We start from the raw sequence: 17519 nt of genomic DNA on the forward strand, positions 1-17519 counted from the left end.
ACTGGGGCGAGGCGAACGAAAACGGCGCCCGAGGGCGCCGTTTTCTTGCCGGTGCCGCGAAGCCGGGGCTCCGCGGACCCGAAGACGATCAGCGGAAGGACGAGATCGTCGCCCGCGTGTTGTTGAGGACACGGGCGTTGTCGCTGCGCGTCGACGTGCCCATCACCTGGCCACCATAGGTGCGCAACGGCGACGACCAGTAGTTGATGCGCGGGCAGCTCGGCGAGCAGTTGTACGCCATGATCGTGCGCCAGGCCTTGGTCGGCGACTGGTAGCCGTGGCCATAGGCGTAGGGACGGGTGGTCGGGTCATTGGCGGGGTCGTGACGTGCCGACTGCAGATGGCCGATCTCGTGCGCGAACGAGTAGTAGCCGGTGGTGCAGGTGCGCGACACCGAGGCGAAGGCCGTGGTGGCCGTGGCACCGATGGCCGAGGCGAGGCCGCAGGACGTGCTGTTGTTGAGGACGATCATGGCCACGTCCGCCGTGTTCTGGTTGCGGAGGCTGTGGATGTTGTCCATGAAGCCGTCCGTCGTGCCGCGAAAGCGCGACAGGTCGGTGCTGAAGCTGCCCGACTCCGTGTACGTGGTGGTGGAGAGGCCGGCGAGCTGCAGCGTGATCTGGACACCGCTGTTGGTGTAGCCCTGGTTGCTCTCGGTGATGGCGAGGTTGATCAGGCCGGTGAGATCGCCGCTGGCGTTGGCCGCGGCTTGGGTGGCGACGACCATCACGCGGATCACGGTATTGGCCTTGGCCACGGCCGTCGGGCCCACGGCGGCGTCGCCGAAGACTTCGTTGTAGCGCGTCGGCTCATCCGCCTCCGGTGTCCAGTTCCAGCGCGGCGCGCGGAAGCCGTAGGGACGGTCGGGCAGGCTGAGGCTGCCGCCCGCGTAGGAGTAGGGATGGTCCGGCGGCATGCGCGACTCGTCCACCTTCACCGCCACCTGCGTGCCGTCGTGCAGCGGGAGGATGCGATAGAGCTGGCCTTCCACGCGCACGCTGCCGGTGATCTTGCTGCCGTTGCGCACGAGGATGGCGCTGTTCATCGGATCGTCGGCGATCTCGGTGGCACCGGAGACGAGGTCCGCAGTGTCGGTGACAAGGCCTTGCCACACTTCGACGCCGCCGCTGGTCACGTGGCTGCGCAGGCGCATGGCTTCAACCTGGCGGCCACGGCCTAGGTCGAGCTGCAGGAAGGTGTCGTCGACGAGGCTCGCGTTGCTGCGCTTGGCCAGTCCGGCATCGAGCAGGATCGGCTGCGCATCGGCGGTCGATGGGTCGCGGAGGATCGCCTGCCACGCCGCGTCGTTCGGATCCGGCGCCGCAGCGGCGATGGACGAGACGGCAAGCGCCAAGGCGCCGACCGCCCGGGTCAGAATCGGGTTCACGCTCATTTCGTTGGTTCCCCTGGAGTGGCGACGCCCCATTCCGGCCCGGGTGGGGGCAGCGCCTGAAAGGAAGTGGCCCCGGGCCGGCTCCCTGCCCACGGGGATACGCCGCCTTCACGCCGTCGTCAAATGAAGGTAACTCAATGAAATCAAATACTTAGGTGTAACACTGTAACACCGCCCTTGGGCTGGCATTCACGGAAGCGCTTGATCAGAAACGCTTTTGCCGGAATAATCGCGGGCTGCCCACGGGCAGACCTTGCTCCACGGCAACCGCCGGGGGCTGACCGGCCGCAAGGCCGCCATCCGAAAGGAACATTCCATGCGTCACTACGAGATCGTCTTCATGGTCCATCCGGACCAGAGCGAGCAGGTGCCGGCGATGATCGAGCGCTACAAGGCGTCGATCGAAGCCGCCGGCGGTGCCATCCACCGTCTGGAAGATTGGGGCCGCCGCCAGTTGGCCTACCCGATCAACAACCTCGTCAAGGCCCACTACGCGATGCTCAACATCGAGTGCGGCCAGGCCACGCTCAAGGAGCTGGTCGAGAGCTTCCGCTTCAACGACGCCGTCCTGCGCCACCTCGTCATCGCCCGCGATGAAGCGGTGACCGAGCAGTCGGCCATCCTGAAGAGCAAGGACGAGAAGAGCGAGCGCGGCGAACGCCGTCGCCGTGACGAAGACGGCGAAGGTTCGGCCGACAACGACAACGACAGCGTGGAGGCTGCCTGATGAAGCCCAAGACCCCCCGCGGCAAGGGCCGCAGCGACGGTGGCTCGAAGTTCTTCCGCCGCCGCAAGTTCTGCAAGTTCACCGCCGAAGACGTGGTGGAGATCGACTACAAGGATCTCAACACGCTCCGCCAGTACCTGACCGAGACGGGCAAGATCGTCCCGGCCCGCATCACCGGTACCAAGTCGAAGTACCAGCGCCAGCTCGCCGCCGCCGTCATGCGCGCGCGCTTCCTGGCCCTCCTGCCGTACAGCGACAGCCACCGCAATTGATCGCGTGTGCCGCCCCCGGGCGGCGCCGCGTGACTCGTCCGAACGGACAGCACCCGCTGCGGGCCCAAGGGCCCGCTAACGTTTAAGGAATAGAAATGGAACTGATCCTCCTGCAGAAGGTCGTCAACCTCGGCGGCCTCGGCGACAAGGTCCGCGTGAAGCCGGGCTACGGCCGCAACTTCCTGATCCCGTACGGCAAGGCCGTGCCGGCGACGGAAGCCAACATCGCCGCGTTCGAAGCCAAGCGCGCCGAGTACGAAGCCAAGGCCAAGGCCCTGCTGTCGGGCGCCGAAGGCCGCAAGGCGCAGCTGGACGGCGTCGACGTGACGCTGGGCGCCAACGCCTCGCCGGAAGGCAAGCTGTACGGCTCGATCACCTCGCGTGACATCGCCGAGGCGCTGACGAAGGCCGGCCACCAGGTCGCCAAGTCGGAAGTCGTGCTCGCGGGCCCGATCCGCGCGCTGGGCGAGTACGACGTGGTCGTGCACCTGCACGCCGACGTCGAAGCCACCGTCAAGGTCGTGGTCAAGGCCGAAGCCGCCTGATCCCTGCCGTACACGGTCGTTGAAGACGGGCGCCTCGCGGCGCCCGTTTTCTTTGGCGCCGTCGCAAAGCGTGAGACGCCAGGCGACGACGATTCCCACCGCTTATCCACAGACTTGTCTGCAACGGCACAGGCACCAACGCGCCTACGCTGTACGACCGCTGGGACGCCCCGAGTAGAACCCCCGAGATGGCTGCACGACTTCCTCCCCGAGCCTCGATCGATCCCCGCGTGGAGGCGCTGCGCGTGCCGCCGCACTCGATCGACGCCGAGCAGGCGGTGCTGGGCGGCCTGATGCTCGATCCCTACGCGCTCGAGAAGATCCTCGACCTGCTGTCGTACACGGACTTCTACCGCCGCGACCACCAGCTGATCTTCAAGGCCATCTCCGAGCTCTCGGAGAAAAGCAGGCCCTACGACGCCGTCACGCTCGGCGACTGGTTCGAGTCGCACGCGCTGGCCGACCAGGTCGGTGGCACGCCGTACCTCGTCGAACTGGCCCAGACGACGCCCTCGGCGGCCAACATCCGCGCCTATGCCGAGATCGTCCGCGACAAGTCGGTGCTGCGCAGCCTGATCGAAGTGGGCACGCAGATCGCCGAGGACGGCTTCGCCCCGGGCAACCGCGAAACGCCGGACCTGCTGGCCGAGGCCGAGCAGCGCGTCTTCAAGATCGCCGACCAGAACCGCAGCGGCCGCAAGGACATGGTCTCGCTGAAGGAGGCCATGAAGGAGGCCTTCGAGCTCCTGCAGGTGCGCTACGAGACGCAGGGCACGGTGACCGGCCTGCCAACGGGTTTCACCGACTTCGACGAGATGACCGCCGGCCTGCAACCCTCCGACCTGATCGTGCTCGCCGCGCGACCGGCGATGGGCAAGACCACGCTCGCGCTGAACATGGCCGAGTACGCCGCGCTGAAGTCGAAGAAGGCGGTGGTGATCTTCTCGATGGAAATGTCGGCCAGCCAGCTGGCCTTCCGTCTGATCTCTTCGATCGGCCGCATCAACGCCGGCCGGTTGAAGACCGGCCAGCTCGAGGACGAGGACTGGTCGCGCGTCACCATGGCGATGAAGATGCTCTCGGAATCGAAGATCTTCATCGACGACGAGCCGGCGCTGTCGCCGGCGAAGCTGCTGTCGAAGGCCCGCCGCCTGAAGCGCGAGCACGACCTCGGCCTCGTGGTCGTCGACTACCTGCAGCTGATGCAGGTGCCGGGCAACAGCGAGAACCGCGCCACCGAGATCTCCGAGATCAGTCGCTCGCTGAAGGCGCTGGCGAAGGAACTCAACCTGCCCGTGATCGCGCTGTCGCAGCTCAACCGCGGCCTCGAATCGCGCACCGACAAGCGGCCAGTGATGTCCGACTTGCGCGAATCCGGCGCCATCGAGCAGGACGCCGACATCATCCTGTTCATCTACCGCGACGACTACTACAACAAGGACAGCAACGACAAAGGCCTGGCCGAGGTGCTGATCTCCAAGCACCGTAACGGCGCGACCGGCACCGTCAAGCTGAAGTTCTTCGGCGAGTACACGCGCTTCGACAACCTCGCCCGCGATTCGGTGGGCAGCTTCGAATAAGCGGTGATCGGGGGCCGCGCGCTTCGCCGGCTCAGCCGCCGACGTACCCGCGGGGGATGCGCTCGTTGAGGCCGGTGAGGATCTCGTAGGGGATGGTGCCGGCCCGCTCGGCCACCGCTTCCACGCGGATCGACTCGCCGTCCTGTGCGCCGATCAGCACGACCTCGTCCTCGTTGTAGGCGGTGCCCTCGGGCCCGAGATCGACCATGAACTGGTCCATGCACACGCGCCCGACGATCGGCTTGCGCAGGCCACGCACCAGCACCTCGCCCTTGGACGACAGCGCGCGCGGCCAGCCGTCGCCGTAGCCGATGGGAATCGTGATCACCCGGGTATCGGTGCCGGCCGTCCACGTCGCGCCATAGCTCACCGTCGCGCCGGCACGGACCACCTTGAAGTAGACGACGCGCGAGGTCAGCGCCAGCACCGGCTTCAAGCCGATCGGGTCGTTCGAAGCCGGGTCGGGCAGGGCGCCGTACAGCGCGATGCCCGGACGAACCATGTCGAGCCAGGTGTCCGGGAAATGCAGCACGCCCCCGGAGTTCGCCAGATGGCGGATCGGCATCGGCGCGCCGCTGCGGGCGCAGGCCCGCTCGACGTGGGCGCAGGCCTCCGCAAAACGGGCGGTCTGCTGTGCGGTCATCGGGTGTGCGGGGTCGTCGGCGCAGGCCAAGTGCGAATAGACGCCCTTGACGACGCAGCCGCGCGAGGCGAAGGCGGCGTCGATGAGGCCTTGGCACGAGTAGCTGTGCACACCCACGCGCTCCATGCCGGTGTCGATCTTGAGGTGGACGACGGCCTGTCGACCGGCCGCCTCTGCGGCGGCTTCCGCAAGGCGCAGCTTGTCGACCGACGAGACGGTGATTTCGAGATCGTGGGTGACGAAGTCCTGCAGCTGCTTGCCGTACACCCCGCCCATGACGAGGATCGGCGCCCGCACGCCCGCACGGCGCAGGGCGATGCCTTCCTCGACGAAGGCCACGCCCAACTGGTCGATGCCTTGGGCTTCGAGGTGTCTTGCCACCGGCACGAGGCCATGGCCGTAGGCGTTCGCCTTGACGATGCCCATCACCGGTTTGCCGGTATGGCGGCGGATGCCCCGCAGGTTCTCGGCGAGGGCGTCGAGATCGACGCGGATGCGGGTGGGGCGCTGGCTGGCGAGGTCGCTCATGGCGCAATTGTAGGGGGGTGGCATGGCGCGCTGCGGGCAGGAAAGGGCCGTCGGCCACGTGCCCTGCACGCCGCGCTGTCCAGACTCCGCCCATGCCCCGCGCGCTCCGCCATCTCGTCCTCGTCCTCGGCGACCAGCTGAACCTCGACGCGGCGGCCTTCGATGACTTCGACCCGGCGATGGATGCGGTATGGATGGCCGAAGTCGGCCACGAGGCCACGCAGGTGTGGTCGACGAAGCCGCGGATCGCGGTGTTCCTTTCGGCCATGCGACACTTCCGGGACGCACTTCGCGCCCGCGGTGCCACCGTCCACTACCGGGCGATGGACGATCACCACGCTCCGACGCTGGAGGCGGCGCTGGCCGAAGACCTCGCCCGGTTGCGTCCGGAGGCGGTGATCGCCGTGACGCCTGGGGAATGGCGACTGACGCAGTCTCTTCCGTCGACCTGCCGCGACGCCGGCGTGCGCTGGATCGAGCGCGACGACGCGCACTTCCTCGCCAGCCGCGAGGACTTCGCGCGCTGGGCCAAGGGCCGGAAGGAGTACCGGATGGAGTACTTCTACCGCGAGATGCGCCGAGAGCACGCCGTGCTGATGGACGGCGACCAGCCGGCCGGCGGGCAGTGGAACTTCGACCACGACAACCGCGAGGCTTTCGACGCCCGTGGGCCCGGCTTCCTGCCGGCGCCGATCCGCTTCGATCCCGATGCGACCACCCGCGAGGTGATCGATCTCGTCGAACGCCGCTTCGCCGCGCATCCGGGCCGGTTGGCATCGTTCGACTGGCCGGTGACGCCGGAGGACGCCGACGCTGCGGTGCGCGACTTCATCGCCCACCGCCTGCCGCTGTTCGGTCGCTACCAGGACGCGATGTGGACCGGCGAGCCGTGGCTCTACCATTCGCGGATCAGCGCCGCGCTGAACCTCAAGCTGCTCGACCCGCGCCGCGTCATCTCGGCGGCGGTCGCGGCCTGGGAGGAGGGGGGGGCGCCGCTGGCGGCGGTCGAGGGCTTCGTGCGGCAGGTGCTGGGCTGGAGGGAGTTCATCCGCGGCATGTACTGGCTGCGCATGCCGGTCTTCCTCGAAGACAACGCGCTCGACGCGCACGAGCCCCTGCCAGGGCTTTACTGGACCGGCGACACCGAAATGCGCTGTCTCGCCGAGGCCGTGGGGCAGACCCTCGACCACGGCTACGCGCACCACATCCACCGACTGATGGTGACGGGCCTGTTCGCACAGCTCGTCGGCGTGGAGCCGAAGCGCGTCCATGAGTGGTACCTCGCCGTCTACGTCGACGCGGTCGAATGGGTCGAACTGCCGAACGTGCTGGGCATGAGCCAGTACGCCGACGGCGGCAAGATGACCAGCAAGCCCTATGTGGCCAGCGGTAAGTACATCGAGCGCATGTCGAACTACTGCGCGAATTGCCCCTACGACCCGGCGAAGGCCATCGGCCCGAAGGCCTGCCCGTTCACCACGCTCTACTGGGACTTCCTCGACCGCCACCGCGAGCGCTTCGAGCGCCACCCGCGCACGGCCCTGCAGTGGAAGAACCTCGCACGCAAGCCCGAGACCGAACTCGCCGCCATCCGCGAGGCCGCCGCTGCGCTGCGGACGAGGCTGCGCGCCGCACCCACCCCCGACCCCGCATTCCAGACGGGCCCCGTGCCCGAGGAGACAAACCCATGACTTCGACCTGCCTCATCACTGGCGGCTCCGGCGGCATTGCCCGCGCACTGGCGGCGACGCTGCGCACGCAAGGCTGGCGCGTGGCCCGCGCCGGCCGCTCGCTGGATCGACTCGACCCGGCGGACGACGACGTGCTGATCGAGGCCGACGTTGCGACGGAGGCCGGTGCAATCAAGGCCGTGAACGAGGCGACCGCCGCGTTCGGCGCCGTGCCCGACGCGGTGGTCAACGCCGCGGGCGCCATCCTGCTGGCGGGCATCACCCGCACCAGCGAGGCGCAGTATCGCGATTGCCTCGCCGCCAACCTCGACACCGCCTTCTTCACCGCCAAGGCCTACGTGGCCGCGCTGCAGCAGGCGCAGAAAGAGGGCGGCAGCGGGGCCGGGCGCCTGCTGATGTTCTCCTCCGTGGCCGCGGGCATCGGCGTCGGCAACCACGCGGCCATCGCGATGGCCAAGGGCGCCATCGAAGCCCTGGTCCGTTCGCTGGCTGCCGACCATTCGGCGATGGGCCTGCGCGTCAACGCCATCGCGCCAGGCCTGATGGCCACGCCGCTGACCGCGAAGCTCGTCGCCAACGAAGCCTCGAAGAAAGCGATCAGCGCGCAATACCCGCTCGGCCGCCACGGCGAAGCCGAGGACGCCGCGGCGCTCGCCGCCTTCCTGCTCGGCCCGGGCGGCGATTGGATCAACGGCCAGATCATCGCGCTGGACGGCGGCTTCACCGCGGTGCGGCCGATGGTGAAGGTGGCCGGATGAGCCGCGCGCTCGTCTGGTTCCGCCGCGACCTGCGTCTGGACGACCACCCGGCGCTGCAGGCCGCGCTGAAAGCCGGGCATGCCCCGGTGCCGGTCTACATCCACGCGCCGGAAGAGGAGGCCCCGTGGGCGCCCGGTGCCGCTTCGCACGCGTGGCTGGAACGCTCCCTGCGCTCACTGCGCGAGGCACTTCGCGCGATCGGCAGCGACCTGATCATCCGTCAGGGCCCAAGCACCGAGACGCTTCTTGCGCTGGCGAAGGAGTGCGAGGCCGAAGCGGTCTACTGGCACCGTCTTTACGAGCCCGCAAGCATCGCCCGCGACTCTGCGACCAAGGCGGCCCTGAAGGCCGCCGGACTGCAGGCCGAGAGCCACAACGGCGCGCTGCTGGCCGAGCCTTGGACGGTCAAGACCGGCAACGGCGATTCGTACCGGGTGTTCACGCCATTCTGGAAGAACGCGCGGCAGGCGCTGGACGGCAACACCACCCATGGGGCCCCGACGAGCCTCCCGACGGTGCCGAACGTCCACTCGCTCGACATCGATGCGCTCGGGCTTCGCCCGCACGCGCGAGAAGGCGGATGGGAGCTCGGCTTCTGGCGGCACTGGCAACCCGGCGAAGCCGGCGCCGCGGAACTGCTCGAGGCCTTCATCGACGGCGCGCTGCACGGCTACAAGGAGCAGCGCAACTTCCCCGACCGCACCGGCACCTCGAAGCTGTCGCCACACCTGCACTTCGGCGAGATCTCGCCGCGGCGCATCGTCGCGGCGCTGCAGTCGGCCCGCGTGCCCGCCAAGTCGCAGCCGGATCTGGACCATTACTACTCCGAGCTTGGCTGGCGGGAATTCAGCCACCACCTGCTGTTCCACTTCCCACATACCAGCAACGACAACATGAACCCGCGCTTCGCGGAGTTCCGCTGGGCGGACGTAGACGAGGCCCGCCTCGCGGCATGGCAGCGCGGCCGCACCGGCGTACCGATCGTCGACGCCGGCATGCGTGAGCTCTACGCCACCGGCTGGATGCACAACCGCGTGCGCATGGTGGTGGCCAGCTTCCTGACGAAAAACCTGCGCTACCACTGGATCCACGGCGCACGCTGGTTCTGGGACACGCTGGTCGACGCCAGCCTGCCGAACAACACCCAGGGCTGGCAGTGGACGGCCGGCACCGGCGCCGACGCGGCGCCGTACTTCCGCATCTTCAGCCCGGTGGCGCAGGCCGAGAAGTTCGACCCGAAGGGGGCCTACATCCAACGTTGGGTGCCCGAACTCGCCAAGGTCCCCGGCGCGGCGCTGGGCGAGCCCTGGGCCCACGGCGATTTGCTGCAGCGCACGGCGCCGGGCTATCCGCGCCGCCCCATCGTCGACCTGAAAGCCAGTCGCGCGGAGGCGCTGGCCGCCTATTCCGGCCCGAAGTCCTTGCCGCACGACTGACAAGCGCGGCATCCTGCGGTCAACAGGGGAGGGGACGATGGCGACGCGGAAATCCACGCGGGACACGGCATCCAGCGCACCGGCCAAGGCCCGGACGCCCGCGCAGCGCACCGGGGCACCGGAGCCGTCGGCCGAAACACCGCCGCCACGTCGCCGTCGCCGCGAGCCGATGTCGCGGGTCGACACGGCGTGGTTGCGCATGGAGCGCAGCACCAACCTGATGATGATCACCTCGGTGATGATGTTCGAGTCGCCGCTGGCGCTCGATCGCCTGAAGAAGGTCATCAAGGATCGATTCCTCGCCTATCCCCGCTTCCGCCAGAAGGTGGTCGAGACGGCGATGGGGCCGCACTGGGAAAACGATCCCGATTTCGACATCGACTGGCATGTGCGCCTCTCGGCGCTGCCAGGTCGCGGCGGCAAGCGCGAGCTCGAACGCTTCGCCAGCCACATGGCGAGCACGCCGCTCGACCAGACCAAGCCGCTCTGGCAGTTCCATCTCGTCGAGCGCTACGGCGGCGGTTCCGCCGTGGTCTGCCGCATCCACCATTGCTACGCCGACGGCATCGCGCTGGTGCAAGTGCTGCTCTCGATGACCGACGTCGAGGCGCAGCCGCAGAAGTCCGAGCCGCTGACCAAGCGCTGGCTCAAGAAGGAAGAACACGCCAAGGTCGCGCAGCGCGTCGGCGCCATCGGCCGTTACGTGCAGATGGGCGAGAAGGTGCTCGAGAAGGGCATGGATTTCGCCCGCGACCCCTCGCTCGCCGGCGTACTCGCCAACGAGGGCATGGAGCTCGCCAAGGAACTCGCTTACGCGCTGGCGCTCGAGGACGACCCGTCCACCGTGCTGAAGATGCCGCTGGGCGTCAGCAAGCGCTGCGCCTGGGCCGAGCCGCTCACGCTCGCCGACGTCAAGGCCGTGGGCCGCGCGTTCCAGTGCACCGTCAATGACGTGCTGCTCGCTTCCGTCGCCGGCGCACTTCGCAGCTACCTGATCGAGCGCGGTGAGGTCCTCGACGGCCGCAACATCCGCGTCACCGTGCCGGTGAACCTGCGCCCGCTGGAACACGCCAAGCAGCTCGGCAACCACTTCGGCCTCGTGTTCCTCGAGCTGCCCGTCGGCGAGCCGAACCCCGTGGCCCGGCTGCAGAAGGTCGCGGCAAACATGCGCCAGCTGCGCAAATCGCGGCAGGCGATCATGGCCTTCGGCCTGCTGGCCGCGCTGGGCATGGCGCCGGTGCCGCTGCAGCGCGTCGCGCTGGAGCTGTTCTCGCGCAAGGCCACGGCGGTGGCGACGAACGTGCCGGGGCCGCAGAGCCCGCTCTACCTCGCCGGCAGCAAGATCAAGGACATGATGTTCTGGGTGCCGCAGACCGGCGGCATCGGCATCGGCGTCTCCATCCTCAGCTACAACGGCCGCGTGCACTTCGGCCTCATCGCCGATGCGAAGCTGATGCCCGACCCGGATTCGGTGATCCGTCGCTTCGAGCCGGAGTTCGAGAAGCTGGTCTATCTGGCGCTGATGGCGGGCTGGGAGCACGACTTCGGCCCGGAAGACGCCGAGGCGCTGATGCCCCTCTCCGACGAGCCCGCCTGAGTGGCCGAGTTCTGCCCGATCCCCGGCCAAGGCCTGCAGGTGGCACCTGACCAGGTGCCGATGCCGGCCGTGGACCTCGCACGCGACGACGACATGGGTGTGGCGGTACTGGCCGGTGGCTGCTTCTGGTGCACCGAAGCGGTGTTCGCCGCGCTCGACGGCGTGCTCAACGTGATGCCGGGCTACATGGGTGGCGATGCTGCGACGGCGAACTACGACGCGGTGTGCAGCGGGCGCAGCGGCCATGCCGAAGTCATCCGCATCAGCTACAACCCGTCCAAGCTCAGCTTCGGCGCACTGCTCCGGGTGTTCTTCACCGTCGCCCACGACCCGACCCAACGGAACCGCCAGGGCCACGACGTCGGCACGCAGTACCGGTCGACGATCTTTCCGCTCGACCACCGCCAGCACCAGGTCGCGGCGGGCTACATCGCACAGCTCGACGCCGCCGGGGTGTTCGCCGCCCCCATCGCGACCACGCTCGAATCGCACGGCGCGTTTTTCCCCGCGGAGGCTTACCATCACCGGTACGCCGAGCGGAACCCCGGCCAGCCCTATGTGGCGGCCGTCGCCCTGCCCAAGCTCGACAAGCTCTACGAACATTTCGGGACATGGACCCGGCGTCAGCCGGATTGATTGCCTCACCTGGAGATCTTCAGGATGACGCTCCAGAACCATCGCGCCCCTGCAGCCGTGCCGCAGCACCACCGATCGCCGGTCGAGGCCTCGAGCATCCTCGGGGCTGCGCACGTGGCGATCGTCGTGCAGGGCCCCGACGGCCAGATCGTCCACTGCAATGCCGATGCGGAACGCGTGCTCGGATTGAGCCGCGAGCAGATGCTGGGGCGCGACTCGCTCGATCCGCGCTGGGGCGCCATCACCGCGGACGGGGCCACGTTGCCGGGCGATCGCCATCCAGGGCCGGTCGCACTGCGCACCGGCGAGGCGCAACTCGGCGTCACCATGGGCATCCGGCTGCCGAACGGCAAGCGCCGCTGGTTGCTGGTCGATTCCGACGTGTTCGAGGCCCCTGGGCTCGGCACCTGCGCGGTGTCGAGCTTCATGGACATCACCGAGCGGCGCCGGCTGGAAGCCTGGCAAGCCCTCACCCTGACCCTGCTCGATGAGATGGGGCGCCGCGCACCGCTGGAGAGTCTGCTGCTTCGGCTCGTGGGCTTCGTGGAAGCCCAACTCGCCGGCGCCCGTTGCTCGATGCAGTTGCTGTCGGAGGATCGGCGGCGGATGCAGACGAGCCTCTCACCGTCCTTGCCCAGCGCTTACGTCGCCGCCCTCGAAGGCCTGGAGATTTCCCCGACGGTGGGTTCCTGCGGCGCCGCAGCCTCGCTGGGGAAGACGTTCATCGTCCCCGACGTCTACAACCACCCGAATTGGGCGCCCTACCTGTTCCTCGCCGAAGCCCACGGTTTCCGCGCCTGCTGGTCGGAGCCGGTCTTCGACGATGCAGGGCGTCCGATGGGCACGTTCGCCGTCTACTACGACGAGGTGCGCGAGCCGGAACCGGACGACCTCCTCCTGCTCAGGCAATCGGCCAGCCTCGCGTCCTTGGTGATCCAACGCGCCTCGGCCCACGAGGACCTGATGCTGGCCGCGGCGCTGTTCGAACAGGGCACGGAGTCGGTGGTGGTCACCGATGCCGGGCACCGCATCGTGCGGGTGAACCGTTCGTTCGAGCGCCTCACGGGCTTCGCCTCCGAGGAGGTCATCGGCCGGCGCCCTCCCGACCTGCACGCCGCGTCGCCGCTGGCGACGCAGGGCCGCAGCATCGAGGAGGACGCGGAGACGGAGGGCCAATGGCAGGGCGAACTGCTGCTGCGCCGGAAGGACGGCGCCGTGGTGCCGGTGTGGCTGTCCGTCGTGGCGCTTCATGGGCCGGACGGCCACATCAGCCACTACCTGCGGACCGCCGTCGACTTGCGCGAGACCAAGGCGCAGGCCGAACGCATCCGCCAGCTGGCGTTCTTCGATCCGCTCACCCGGCTGCCGAACCGCGCCCTCGTCACCGATCGCCTGCGTCAGGCGCTGGTGAGCGCGGAGCGGCGCCGGCAGCCGCTCGCCGTGCTGTTCATCGACCTCAATCGCTTCAAGGAAGTGAACGACACCCTCGGCCATGACATCGGCGACGGCGTGCTGGCCGCTGTTGCGCGGCGATTCGCCACCGTGGTCCGCCCGGATGACACGCTGGGCCGGCTGGGCGGCGATGAGTTCATCGTGATCGCGGACGGCGCCAGCGAGCCCGAAGCCACGCTGTGCGCGGAACGACTGATGGAGGCGCTGGCCGAACCCATCGTCGTGCAGGACCACCCCTTCGCCCTCGGTGCCAGCGTCGGCATCGCGATGTACCCGGGTGACGGCCAGGCGCCCGAGGAACTGATGAAGCACGCCGACATCGCCATGTACCGCGCCAAGAGCGCGGGCGGCGGTTTCCGCCTCTACCAGCCGGAGATGAGCAGCGGCCTCGGCGAGCGCGTGGCGCTGGCCCGCGATCTCCGCTACGCCCTGATGCGCGGCGACGCCCTCAGCCTGCATTTCCAGCCGCAGTTCGAGCTCGCCACCGACCGGCTGAGCGGCGCCGAAGCCCTGATCCGTTGGAACCATCCCACGCTCGGCCCGATCTCGCCGGCTTCCTTCATCCCGCTCGCGGAAGAGCGCTCGATGATGCTCGAGGTCGGTGAATGGGTGCTGCGCGCGGCCTGTCGGCAATTGGCGGCTTGGAAGGCGCAGGGCAGGGCGCTTCCCGGGCGGCTGGCCATCAACGTTTCGGCCCAGCAGCTGGACGCGCCGGACGCGCTGGCCCGCGCACGCCGGACGATGGAAGCCCACGGCATCGGCGCCGACGAGATCGAGATGGAGCTGACCGAGAGCGCGCTGATGCGCAACATCGACCACGCACTGGCGGTGATGCGGGAGCTGCGCGACGCCGGCATCGCCCTGGCGATCGATGATTTCGGCACCGGCTACTCGTCGCTGGCCTACCTCAAGCGCTTCCCGGTGGATCGCCTCAAGATCGACATGAGCTTCGTGCGCGACATGCTCTCCGACCAGAACGATTACGCCATCGTCGGCAGCATCGTCGGCATGGCGCGCCCGCTGCGGCTTGCCACCGTCGCCGAGGGCGTGGAGCATGCCGGCCAGGCCGAGGCCCTTCGCGAACTCGGCTGCACCCACGCGCAGGGCTACCTCTTCGGACGGCCCGTTCCGGCCGCGGAATTCGCCGAGCGCTGGCTTCCCCTCTCTCCTTTGACTCCCTCCCAATGAAACTCTTCCACAGCCCCGCCAGTTGCTCGCTGTCGCCCGCCATCGCCCTGTTCGAAGCCGGCCTCCCGGTGGAACTGGTGAAGGTGGACTTGCGCAGCAAGACCACCGAGCACGGCGCCGACTACCGCGCCATCAATCCGCTGGGCTATGTGCCTGCCCTGCAGCTCGACGATGGCGAGATCCTGGTGGAAGGCCCGGCGATCGTGCAGTTCATCGCCGACCTCGCACCGGCCAGTAGGCTGGCGCCGGCCAATGGCACGCGCGAGCGCTACCGCCTGCAGTCGGCGCTGGCCTTCATCAACAGCGAGCTGCACAAGGGCATCGGCGTGCTGTTCGCGCCCGGCCTCTCCGACGAGGAGAAGGCCGGCATGACGAAGCGCATCCGCTACCGCCTCGACCAGCATGAAGCGCAGTGGGGCGAGCGCACGTGGTTCCTCGGCGAGGGGTTCACCGTGGCCGACGGCTACCAGTTCGTGGTGCTGAACTGGCTGCAGTTCGTGGGCATGGACCTCGCCGACTGGCCGAAGCTGGCCGCGCACAGCGCACGCGTCCGTGCGCGCCCCGCCGTGCAGGCCGCGATGAAGGCCGTGGGCCTCGGCTGAGCGCGCAGGCGCTTTTCCCCAAAGCCTGTGGATAGCTGTCTGGACAGTTCCGGGAATGCGGCCGGAACGGCTGGCGCGGCAAGGGTGTCAAGCGGTCTGCTGGTTTTTTGACCAGCCCGAAAACGCGGTTTCCTGCTTTTCCACACGCGTTGTGGATAAGCGTCTGGACAGCCTCTGGAGCAAGCGCGGCGCGGCCTTGCGGCATCGGCGTGTCAAGGTGGTTTGCTCAAGGATTGACCAGCCGGCGGAGACGATTTGACCGCCACGGGGTGAAGCCCGTATTCTTCGCGTCCCGATTTACGGGCGGTTAGCTCAGCGGTAGAGCACTGCTTTCACACGGCAGGGGTCACAGGTTCGAAACCTGTACCGCCCACCAGAACAAGGCGCCCCCGGGCGCCTTTTCTTTTGCCCGGCATCTTCGCCGCGACCGAACGAATGGAGCAGAGCAGGGTGGTCCCCATCGCGTTCTCCGTCCGCTTCTTCGATCTCGATGCCGTCCTCGTGGATGAGGCGCTGCTGTCGGCCGAGGAGCGCGAGCGCGTCGGCCGCAAGGCGACACCGGTCCTGCGCCAACGCCAAGCCGCGTCGTTCCAGTGCCTGCGCCTCACCTTGGGCGAAGTGCTTGGTGCCGATCCGTCGTCCCTGTGCTTCCGCATCGAAGCCACCGGCAAGCCGGTGCTGGCCTGCGGCGGGCTGCACTTCAACGTGAGCCACAGTGGCGGCGTGGGCCTGTTGGCCTGGGGGCCGCGCGAGCTGGGTGCCGATGTGGAAGCCCTGATCGCCCGGCCGAGCGACAGTCTCGCCGAGGAGATCCTGGCCCTCCCCGAGCTGGAGGCCTGGCGGGCACTGCCCACGACGCTTCGCCAAGCCGCACTGACGCGCGCATGGACGCGGAAGGAGGCGACGCTGAAAGCCATCGGCAGTGGTCTCCGCATCCCGCCGCGCACGATCGAGGTCGGCGGGTTCTGGCACGAGCCTGACGCCCCGGGGGCCCCGACGACGCTGCGTTGGACCCACGAGCACGAGGGCCGCCGGTGGCAGGGTTTCGAGGGCTTCAATGGCGTGCCCGAGGGCTACCGGGCGGCCGTGTGCATCGAGGCCGGCGGTGGCTGAGCCGGAACGCTGGTTCGTCTACGTGCTCCGATGCCGCGGTGATCGCCTGTACTGCGGCATCGCCAAGGACGTCGAAGCGCGATTCGCCGAGCATCGGGCAGGGAAGGGCGCCAAGTTCACCCGCGCATTCCCTCCGGAGGCGGTCGTCGCCACGCTCGGGGTTACCGGCAAGCCGCAGGCCTTGCGCGAAGAGGCCGCCTTCAAGGCCTTGGACCGCGTCAAGAAGCTGCAGCGGCTGGCGGAATGGGCGACGCCTGCAAACGCTGGTCAATCCGCGACGCATCGCACGCCAAGCCCGAGGACGGCCGAGCACGATTGACCGATGCTCCCGCCGGTCTTTGGCCCCGCCTTGGGGCCCGCGCTGCCCATCGCCGCCTTCCGGCCGACGCCCATCGGCACGCCGGAAGCCCTCGCGACGCCGGCGCCCGCGGCCCGGCCCTTGCCGCCCGTGCGCTCGCCGGGCATCGACGAGGTGGGCGCGATGCTCGCCTCGATGGTGCAGCAGCTCGATCCCGCCCGCACGACGGCCGCGAATGCGGCGAAGATCTACAGTGCGGTGTCGCGGCTTCCGCCGGGCTGAGCGAACACCGCGCTCCTCAAAACACCGTCGGTGATTTCGGCTCTTCATGCAGGCACTGAAGTACCTCGTTGGCTATCCCGAACCGGTGCAGGAGCGGGTGCGCGCCTTGATCGAGCAAGGCCGGCTGGACGCGATGCTGGCGCAGAAGTATCCGGATCGGCACGCCGTTCGCAGCGATGGCCAGCTGTACGAGTACGTGCAGGAACTGAAGGACCGGCACCTTCGCCAGTCGCCGCCGTTGGGCAAGGTGGTTTACGACAGCAAGCTGCAGGTGCTGAAGCACGCCCTCGGGACGCACACCACGGTGTCGCGGGTGCAGGGAAGCCGACTGAAGGTGAGCCGCGAGATCCGCATTGCCGCCTTGTTCAAGGACGCGGCACCGGAGTTCCTGGAGATGATCGTGGTGCACGAACTGGCGCATATGCGGGAGAGCGACCACAACAAGGCGTTCTACCAGCTGTGCACCCACATGGCGCCGGAGTATCACCAGTGGGAATTCGATCTGCGGCTGTATCTGACGCAGCGGGACTTGGGTGGGTAAGTAACGGCAGAAGAACAGGGCATTCCGATGGGCATGGCACCCATGAGGCCGGAAGCGATAGTTCGCATAATGAATATTATGTCGTGGTTCGGCAGCACCCGTAACCTCCCCCGTCAAGCGGACAGTTCGAAAGTAGAGCTTCTGGCCTCGTGGTGATTTCGGAACTCGGCGGGCGTCATGCCGCCAAGGGCGTCGTGGGGGCGGTGCTCGTTGTAGTCGATCAGGAAGCGCCACGTG

Annotated in this window: 18 protein-coding genes and 1 tRNA gene; 16 read left to right on the forward strand and 3 right to left on the reverse strand. The window is 68.3% G+C overall.

Going from position 1 to position 17519, the window contains the following annotated elements; genetic code table 11:
• Positions 1 to 88: 88 nt before the first annotated feature.
• A complete protein-coding gene (locus O9255_RS12540) occupies positions 89 to 1378 on the reverse strand; it encodes a M12 family metallo-peptidase (protein WP_345781377.1) in 1290 nt (429 codons plus the stop codon).
• Between the two features lie 331 nt (positions 1379 to 1709).
• Between O9255_RS12540 and rpsF the strand changes: the two genes are divergently transcribed.
• The 4 genes from rpsF (at position 1710) to O9255_RS12560 (ending at position 4517) form a co-directional block, all read left to right on the forward strand.
• Complete coding sequence (gene rpsF / locus O9255_RS12545; protein ID WP_297867204.1) at positions 1710 to 2120, forward strand: 30S ribosomal protein S6; 411 nt, start codon at positions 1710 to 1712, stop codon at positions 2118 to 2120.
• A complete protein-coding gene (gene rpsR, locus O9255_RS12550; RefSeq protein ID WP_297867205.1) occupies positions 2120 to 2392 on the forward strand; it encodes a 30S ribosomal protein S18 in 273 nt (90 codons plus the stop codon). The genes rpsF and rpsR overlap by 1 nt, the downstream gene beginning before the upstream one ends.
• Before the next feature lie 95 nt (positions 2393 to 2487).
• A complete protein-coding gene (rplI, locus tag O9255_RS12555) occupies positions 2488 to 2937 on the forward strand; it encodes a 50S ribosomal protein L9 (protein ID WP_297867206.1) in 450 nt (149 codons plus the stop codon).
• Between the two features lie 188 nt (positions 2938 to 3125).
• A complete protein-coding gene (locus O9255_RS12560) occupies positions 3126 to 4517 on the forward strand; it encodes a replicative DNA helicase (RefSeq protein ID WP_297867207.1) in 1392 nt (463 codons plus the stop codon).
• 31 nt (positions 4518 to 4548) lie between these two features.
• Here the strand turns inward: O9255_RS12560 and alr are convergent, their stop codons facing one another.
• Positions 4549 to 5688, reverse strand: coding sequence for an alanine racemase (alr, locus tag O9255_RS12565; protein WP_297867208.1), 1140 nt, complete (start codon positions 5686 to 5688; stop codon positions 4549 to 4551).
• A 92-nt stretch (positions 5689 to 5780) separates the two neighbouring features.
• On the opposite strand from alr, the gene O9255_RS12570 reads away from it, so the two are divergent.
• The 12 genes from O9255_RS12570 to O9255_RS12625 all read left to right on the forward strand — a co-directional run bounded on the left by O9255_RS12570 (position 5781) and on the right by O9255_RS12625 (position 17282).
• On the forward strand, positions 5781 to 7379 hold the full coding sequence (locus O9255_RS12570) for a cryptochrome/photolyase family protein (RefSeq protein WP_297867209.1): 1599 nt from the start codon (positions 5781 to 5783) through the stop codon (positions 7377 to 7379).
• Positions 7376 to 8137, forward strand: coding sequence for an SDR family oxidoreductase (locus O9255_RS12575; RefSeq protein ID WP_297867210.1), 762 nt, complete (start codon positions 7376 to 7378; stop codon positions 8135 to 8137). The genes O9255_RS12570 and O9255_RS12575 overlap by 4 nt, the downstream gene beginning before the upstream one ends.
• Complete coding sequence (locus O9255_RS12580; RefSeq protein WP_297867211.1) at positions 8134 to 9573, forward strand: deoxyribodipyrimidine photo-lyase; 1440 nt, start codon at positions 8134 to 8136, stop codon at positions 9571 to 9573. Before O9255_RS12575 ends, O9255_RS12580 begins: the two co-directional genes overlap by 4 nt.
• Before the next feature lie 37 nt (positions 9574 to 9610).
• Positions 9611 to 11170 carry a wax ester/triacylglycerol synthase family O-acyltransferase gene (locus O9255_RS12585; RefSeq protein ID WP_297867212.1) on the forward strand — a complete coding sequence of 520 codons (1560 nt, stop codon included), beginning with the start codon at positions 9611 to 9613 and terminating at the stop codon, positions 11168 to 11170.
• Positions 11171 to 11806 carry a peptide-methionine (S)-S-oxide reductase MsrA gene (gene msrA / locus O9255_RS12590; RefSeq protein WP_297867213.1) on the forward strand — a complete coding sequence of 212 codons (636 nt, stop codon included), beginning with the start codon at positions 11171 to 11173 and terminating at the stop codon, positions 11804 to 11806.
• 24 nt (positions 11807 to 11830) lie between these two features.
• On the forward strand, positions 11831 to 14446 hold the full coding sequence (locus O9255_RS12595; protein WP_297867214.1) for an EAL domain-containing protein: 2616 nt from the start codon (positions 11831 to 11833) through the stop codon (positions 14444 to 14446).
• The gene (locus tag O9255_RS12600) at positions 14443 to 15048 is read left to right on the forward strand and encodes a glutathione S-transferase N-terminal domain-containing protein (protein ID WP_297867215.1); all 606 of its coding nucleotides are present in this window, start codon (positions 14443 to 14445) and stop codon (positions 15046 to 15048) included. Before O9255_RS12595 ends, O9255_RS12600 begins: the two co-directional genes overlap by 4 nt.
• A 301-nt stretch (positions 15049 to 15349) precedes the next feature.
• Positions 15350 to 15424 (forward strand) — tRNA-Val (locus tag O9255_RS12605).
• A 74-nt stretch (positions 15425 to 15498) separates the two neighbouring features.
• A complete protein-coding gene (locus O9255_RS12610; protein ID WP_297867216.1) occupies positions 15499 to 16161 on the forward strand; it encodes a 4'-phosphopantetheinyl transferase superfamily protein in 663 nt (220 codons plus the stop codon).
• Entirely contained in the window at positions 16154 to 16480 is a 327-nt protein-coding gene (locus O9255_RS12615; RefSeq protein WP_297867217.1) for a GIY-YIG nuclease family protein, read from the forward strand. The genes O9255_RS12610 and O9255_RS12615 overlap by 8 nt, the downstream gene beginning before the upstream one ends.
• A gap of 3 nt (positions 16481 to 16483) precedes the next feature.
• The gene (locus O9255_RS12620; RefSeq protein ID WP_297867218.1) at positions 16484 to 16741 is read left to right on the forward strand and encodes a hypothetical protein; all 258 of its coding nucleotides are present in this window, start codon (positions 16484 to 16486) and stop codon (positions 16739 to 16741) included.
• A 46-nt stretch (positions 16742 to 16787) separates the two neighbouring features.
• The gene (locus O9255_RS12625) at positions 16788 to 17282 is read left to right on the forward strand and encodes a M48 family metallopeptidase (RefSeq protein ID WP_297867219.1); all 495 of its coding nucleotides are present in this window, start codon (positions 16788 to 16790) and stop codon (positions 17280 to 17282) included.
• 113 nt (positions 17283 to 17395) lie between these two features.
• Here the strand turns inward: O9255_RS12625 and O9255_RS12630 are convergent.
• The coding region (locus tag O9255_RS12630) for an integrase core domain-containing protein (protein WP_297867225.1) at positions 17396 to 17519 on the reverse strand (124 nt) is incomplete at its 5' end.

This window comes from Silanimonas sp. (assembly GCF_027530345.1).
Lineage (GTDB): Bacteria > Pseudomonadota > Gammaproteobacteria > Xanthomonadales > Xanthomonadaceae > Silanimonas.

What these genes read in the sequence shown, in the direction of transcription:
- rpsR (WP_297867205.1), top strand. Translation starts at nt 2,120, where the DNA reads ATGAAGCCCAAGACCCCCCGCGGCAAGGGCCGCAGCGACGGTGGCTCG.
- O9255_RS12560 (WP_297867207.1), top strand. Translation starts at nt 3,126, where the DNA reads ATGGCTGCACGACTTCCTCCCCGAGCCTCGATCGATCCCCGCGTGGAG.
- O9255_RS12585 (WP_297867212.1), top strand. Translation starts at nt 9,611, where the DNA reads ATGGCGACGCGGAAATCCACGCGGGACACGGCATCCAGCGCACCGGCC.
- O9255_RS12580 (WP_297867211.1), top strand. Translation starts at nt 8,134, where the DNA reads ATGAGCCGCGCGCTCGTCTGGTTCCGCCGCGACCTGCGTCTGGACGAC.
- O9255_RS12570 (WP_297867209.1), top strand. Translation starts at nt 5,781, where the DNA reads ATGCCCCGCGCGCTCCGCCATCTCGTCCTCGTCCTCGGCGACCAGCTG.
- rplI (WP_297867206.1), top strand. Translation starts at nt 2,488, where the DNA reads ATGGAACTGATCCTCCTGCAGAAGGTCGTCAACCTCGGCGGCCTCGGC.
- rpsF (WP_297867204.1), top strand. Translation starts at nt 1,710, where the DNA reads ATGCGTCACTACGAGATCGTCTTCATGGTCCATCCGGACCAGAGCGAG.
- O9255_RS12575 (WP_297867210.1), top strand. Translation starts at nt 7,376, where the DNA reads ATGACTTCGACCTGCCTCATCACTGGCGGCTCCGGCGGCATTGCCCGC.
- alr (WP_297867208.1), bottom strand. Translation starts at nt 5,688, where the DNA reads ATGAGCGACCTCGCCAGCCAGCGCCCCACCCGCATCCGCGTCGATCTC.
- O9255_RS12625 (WP_297867219.1), top strand. Translation starts at nt 16,788, where the DNA reads ATGCAGGCACTGAAGTACCTCGTTGGCTATCCCGAACCGGTGCAGGAG.
- O9255_RS12595 (WP_297867214.1), top strand. Translation starts at nt 11,831, where the DNA reads ATGACGCTCCAGAACCATCGCGCCCCTGCAGCCGTGCCGCAGCACCAC.
- O9255_RS12600 (WP_297867215.1), top strand. Translation starts at nt 14,443, where the DNA reads ATGAAACTCTTCCACAGCCCCGCCAGTTGCTCGCTGTCGCCCGCCATC.
- O9255_RS12620 (WP_297867218.1), top strand. Translation starts at nt 16,484, where the DNA reads ATGCTCCCGCCGGTCTTTGGCCCCGCCTTGGGGCCCGCGCTGCCCATC.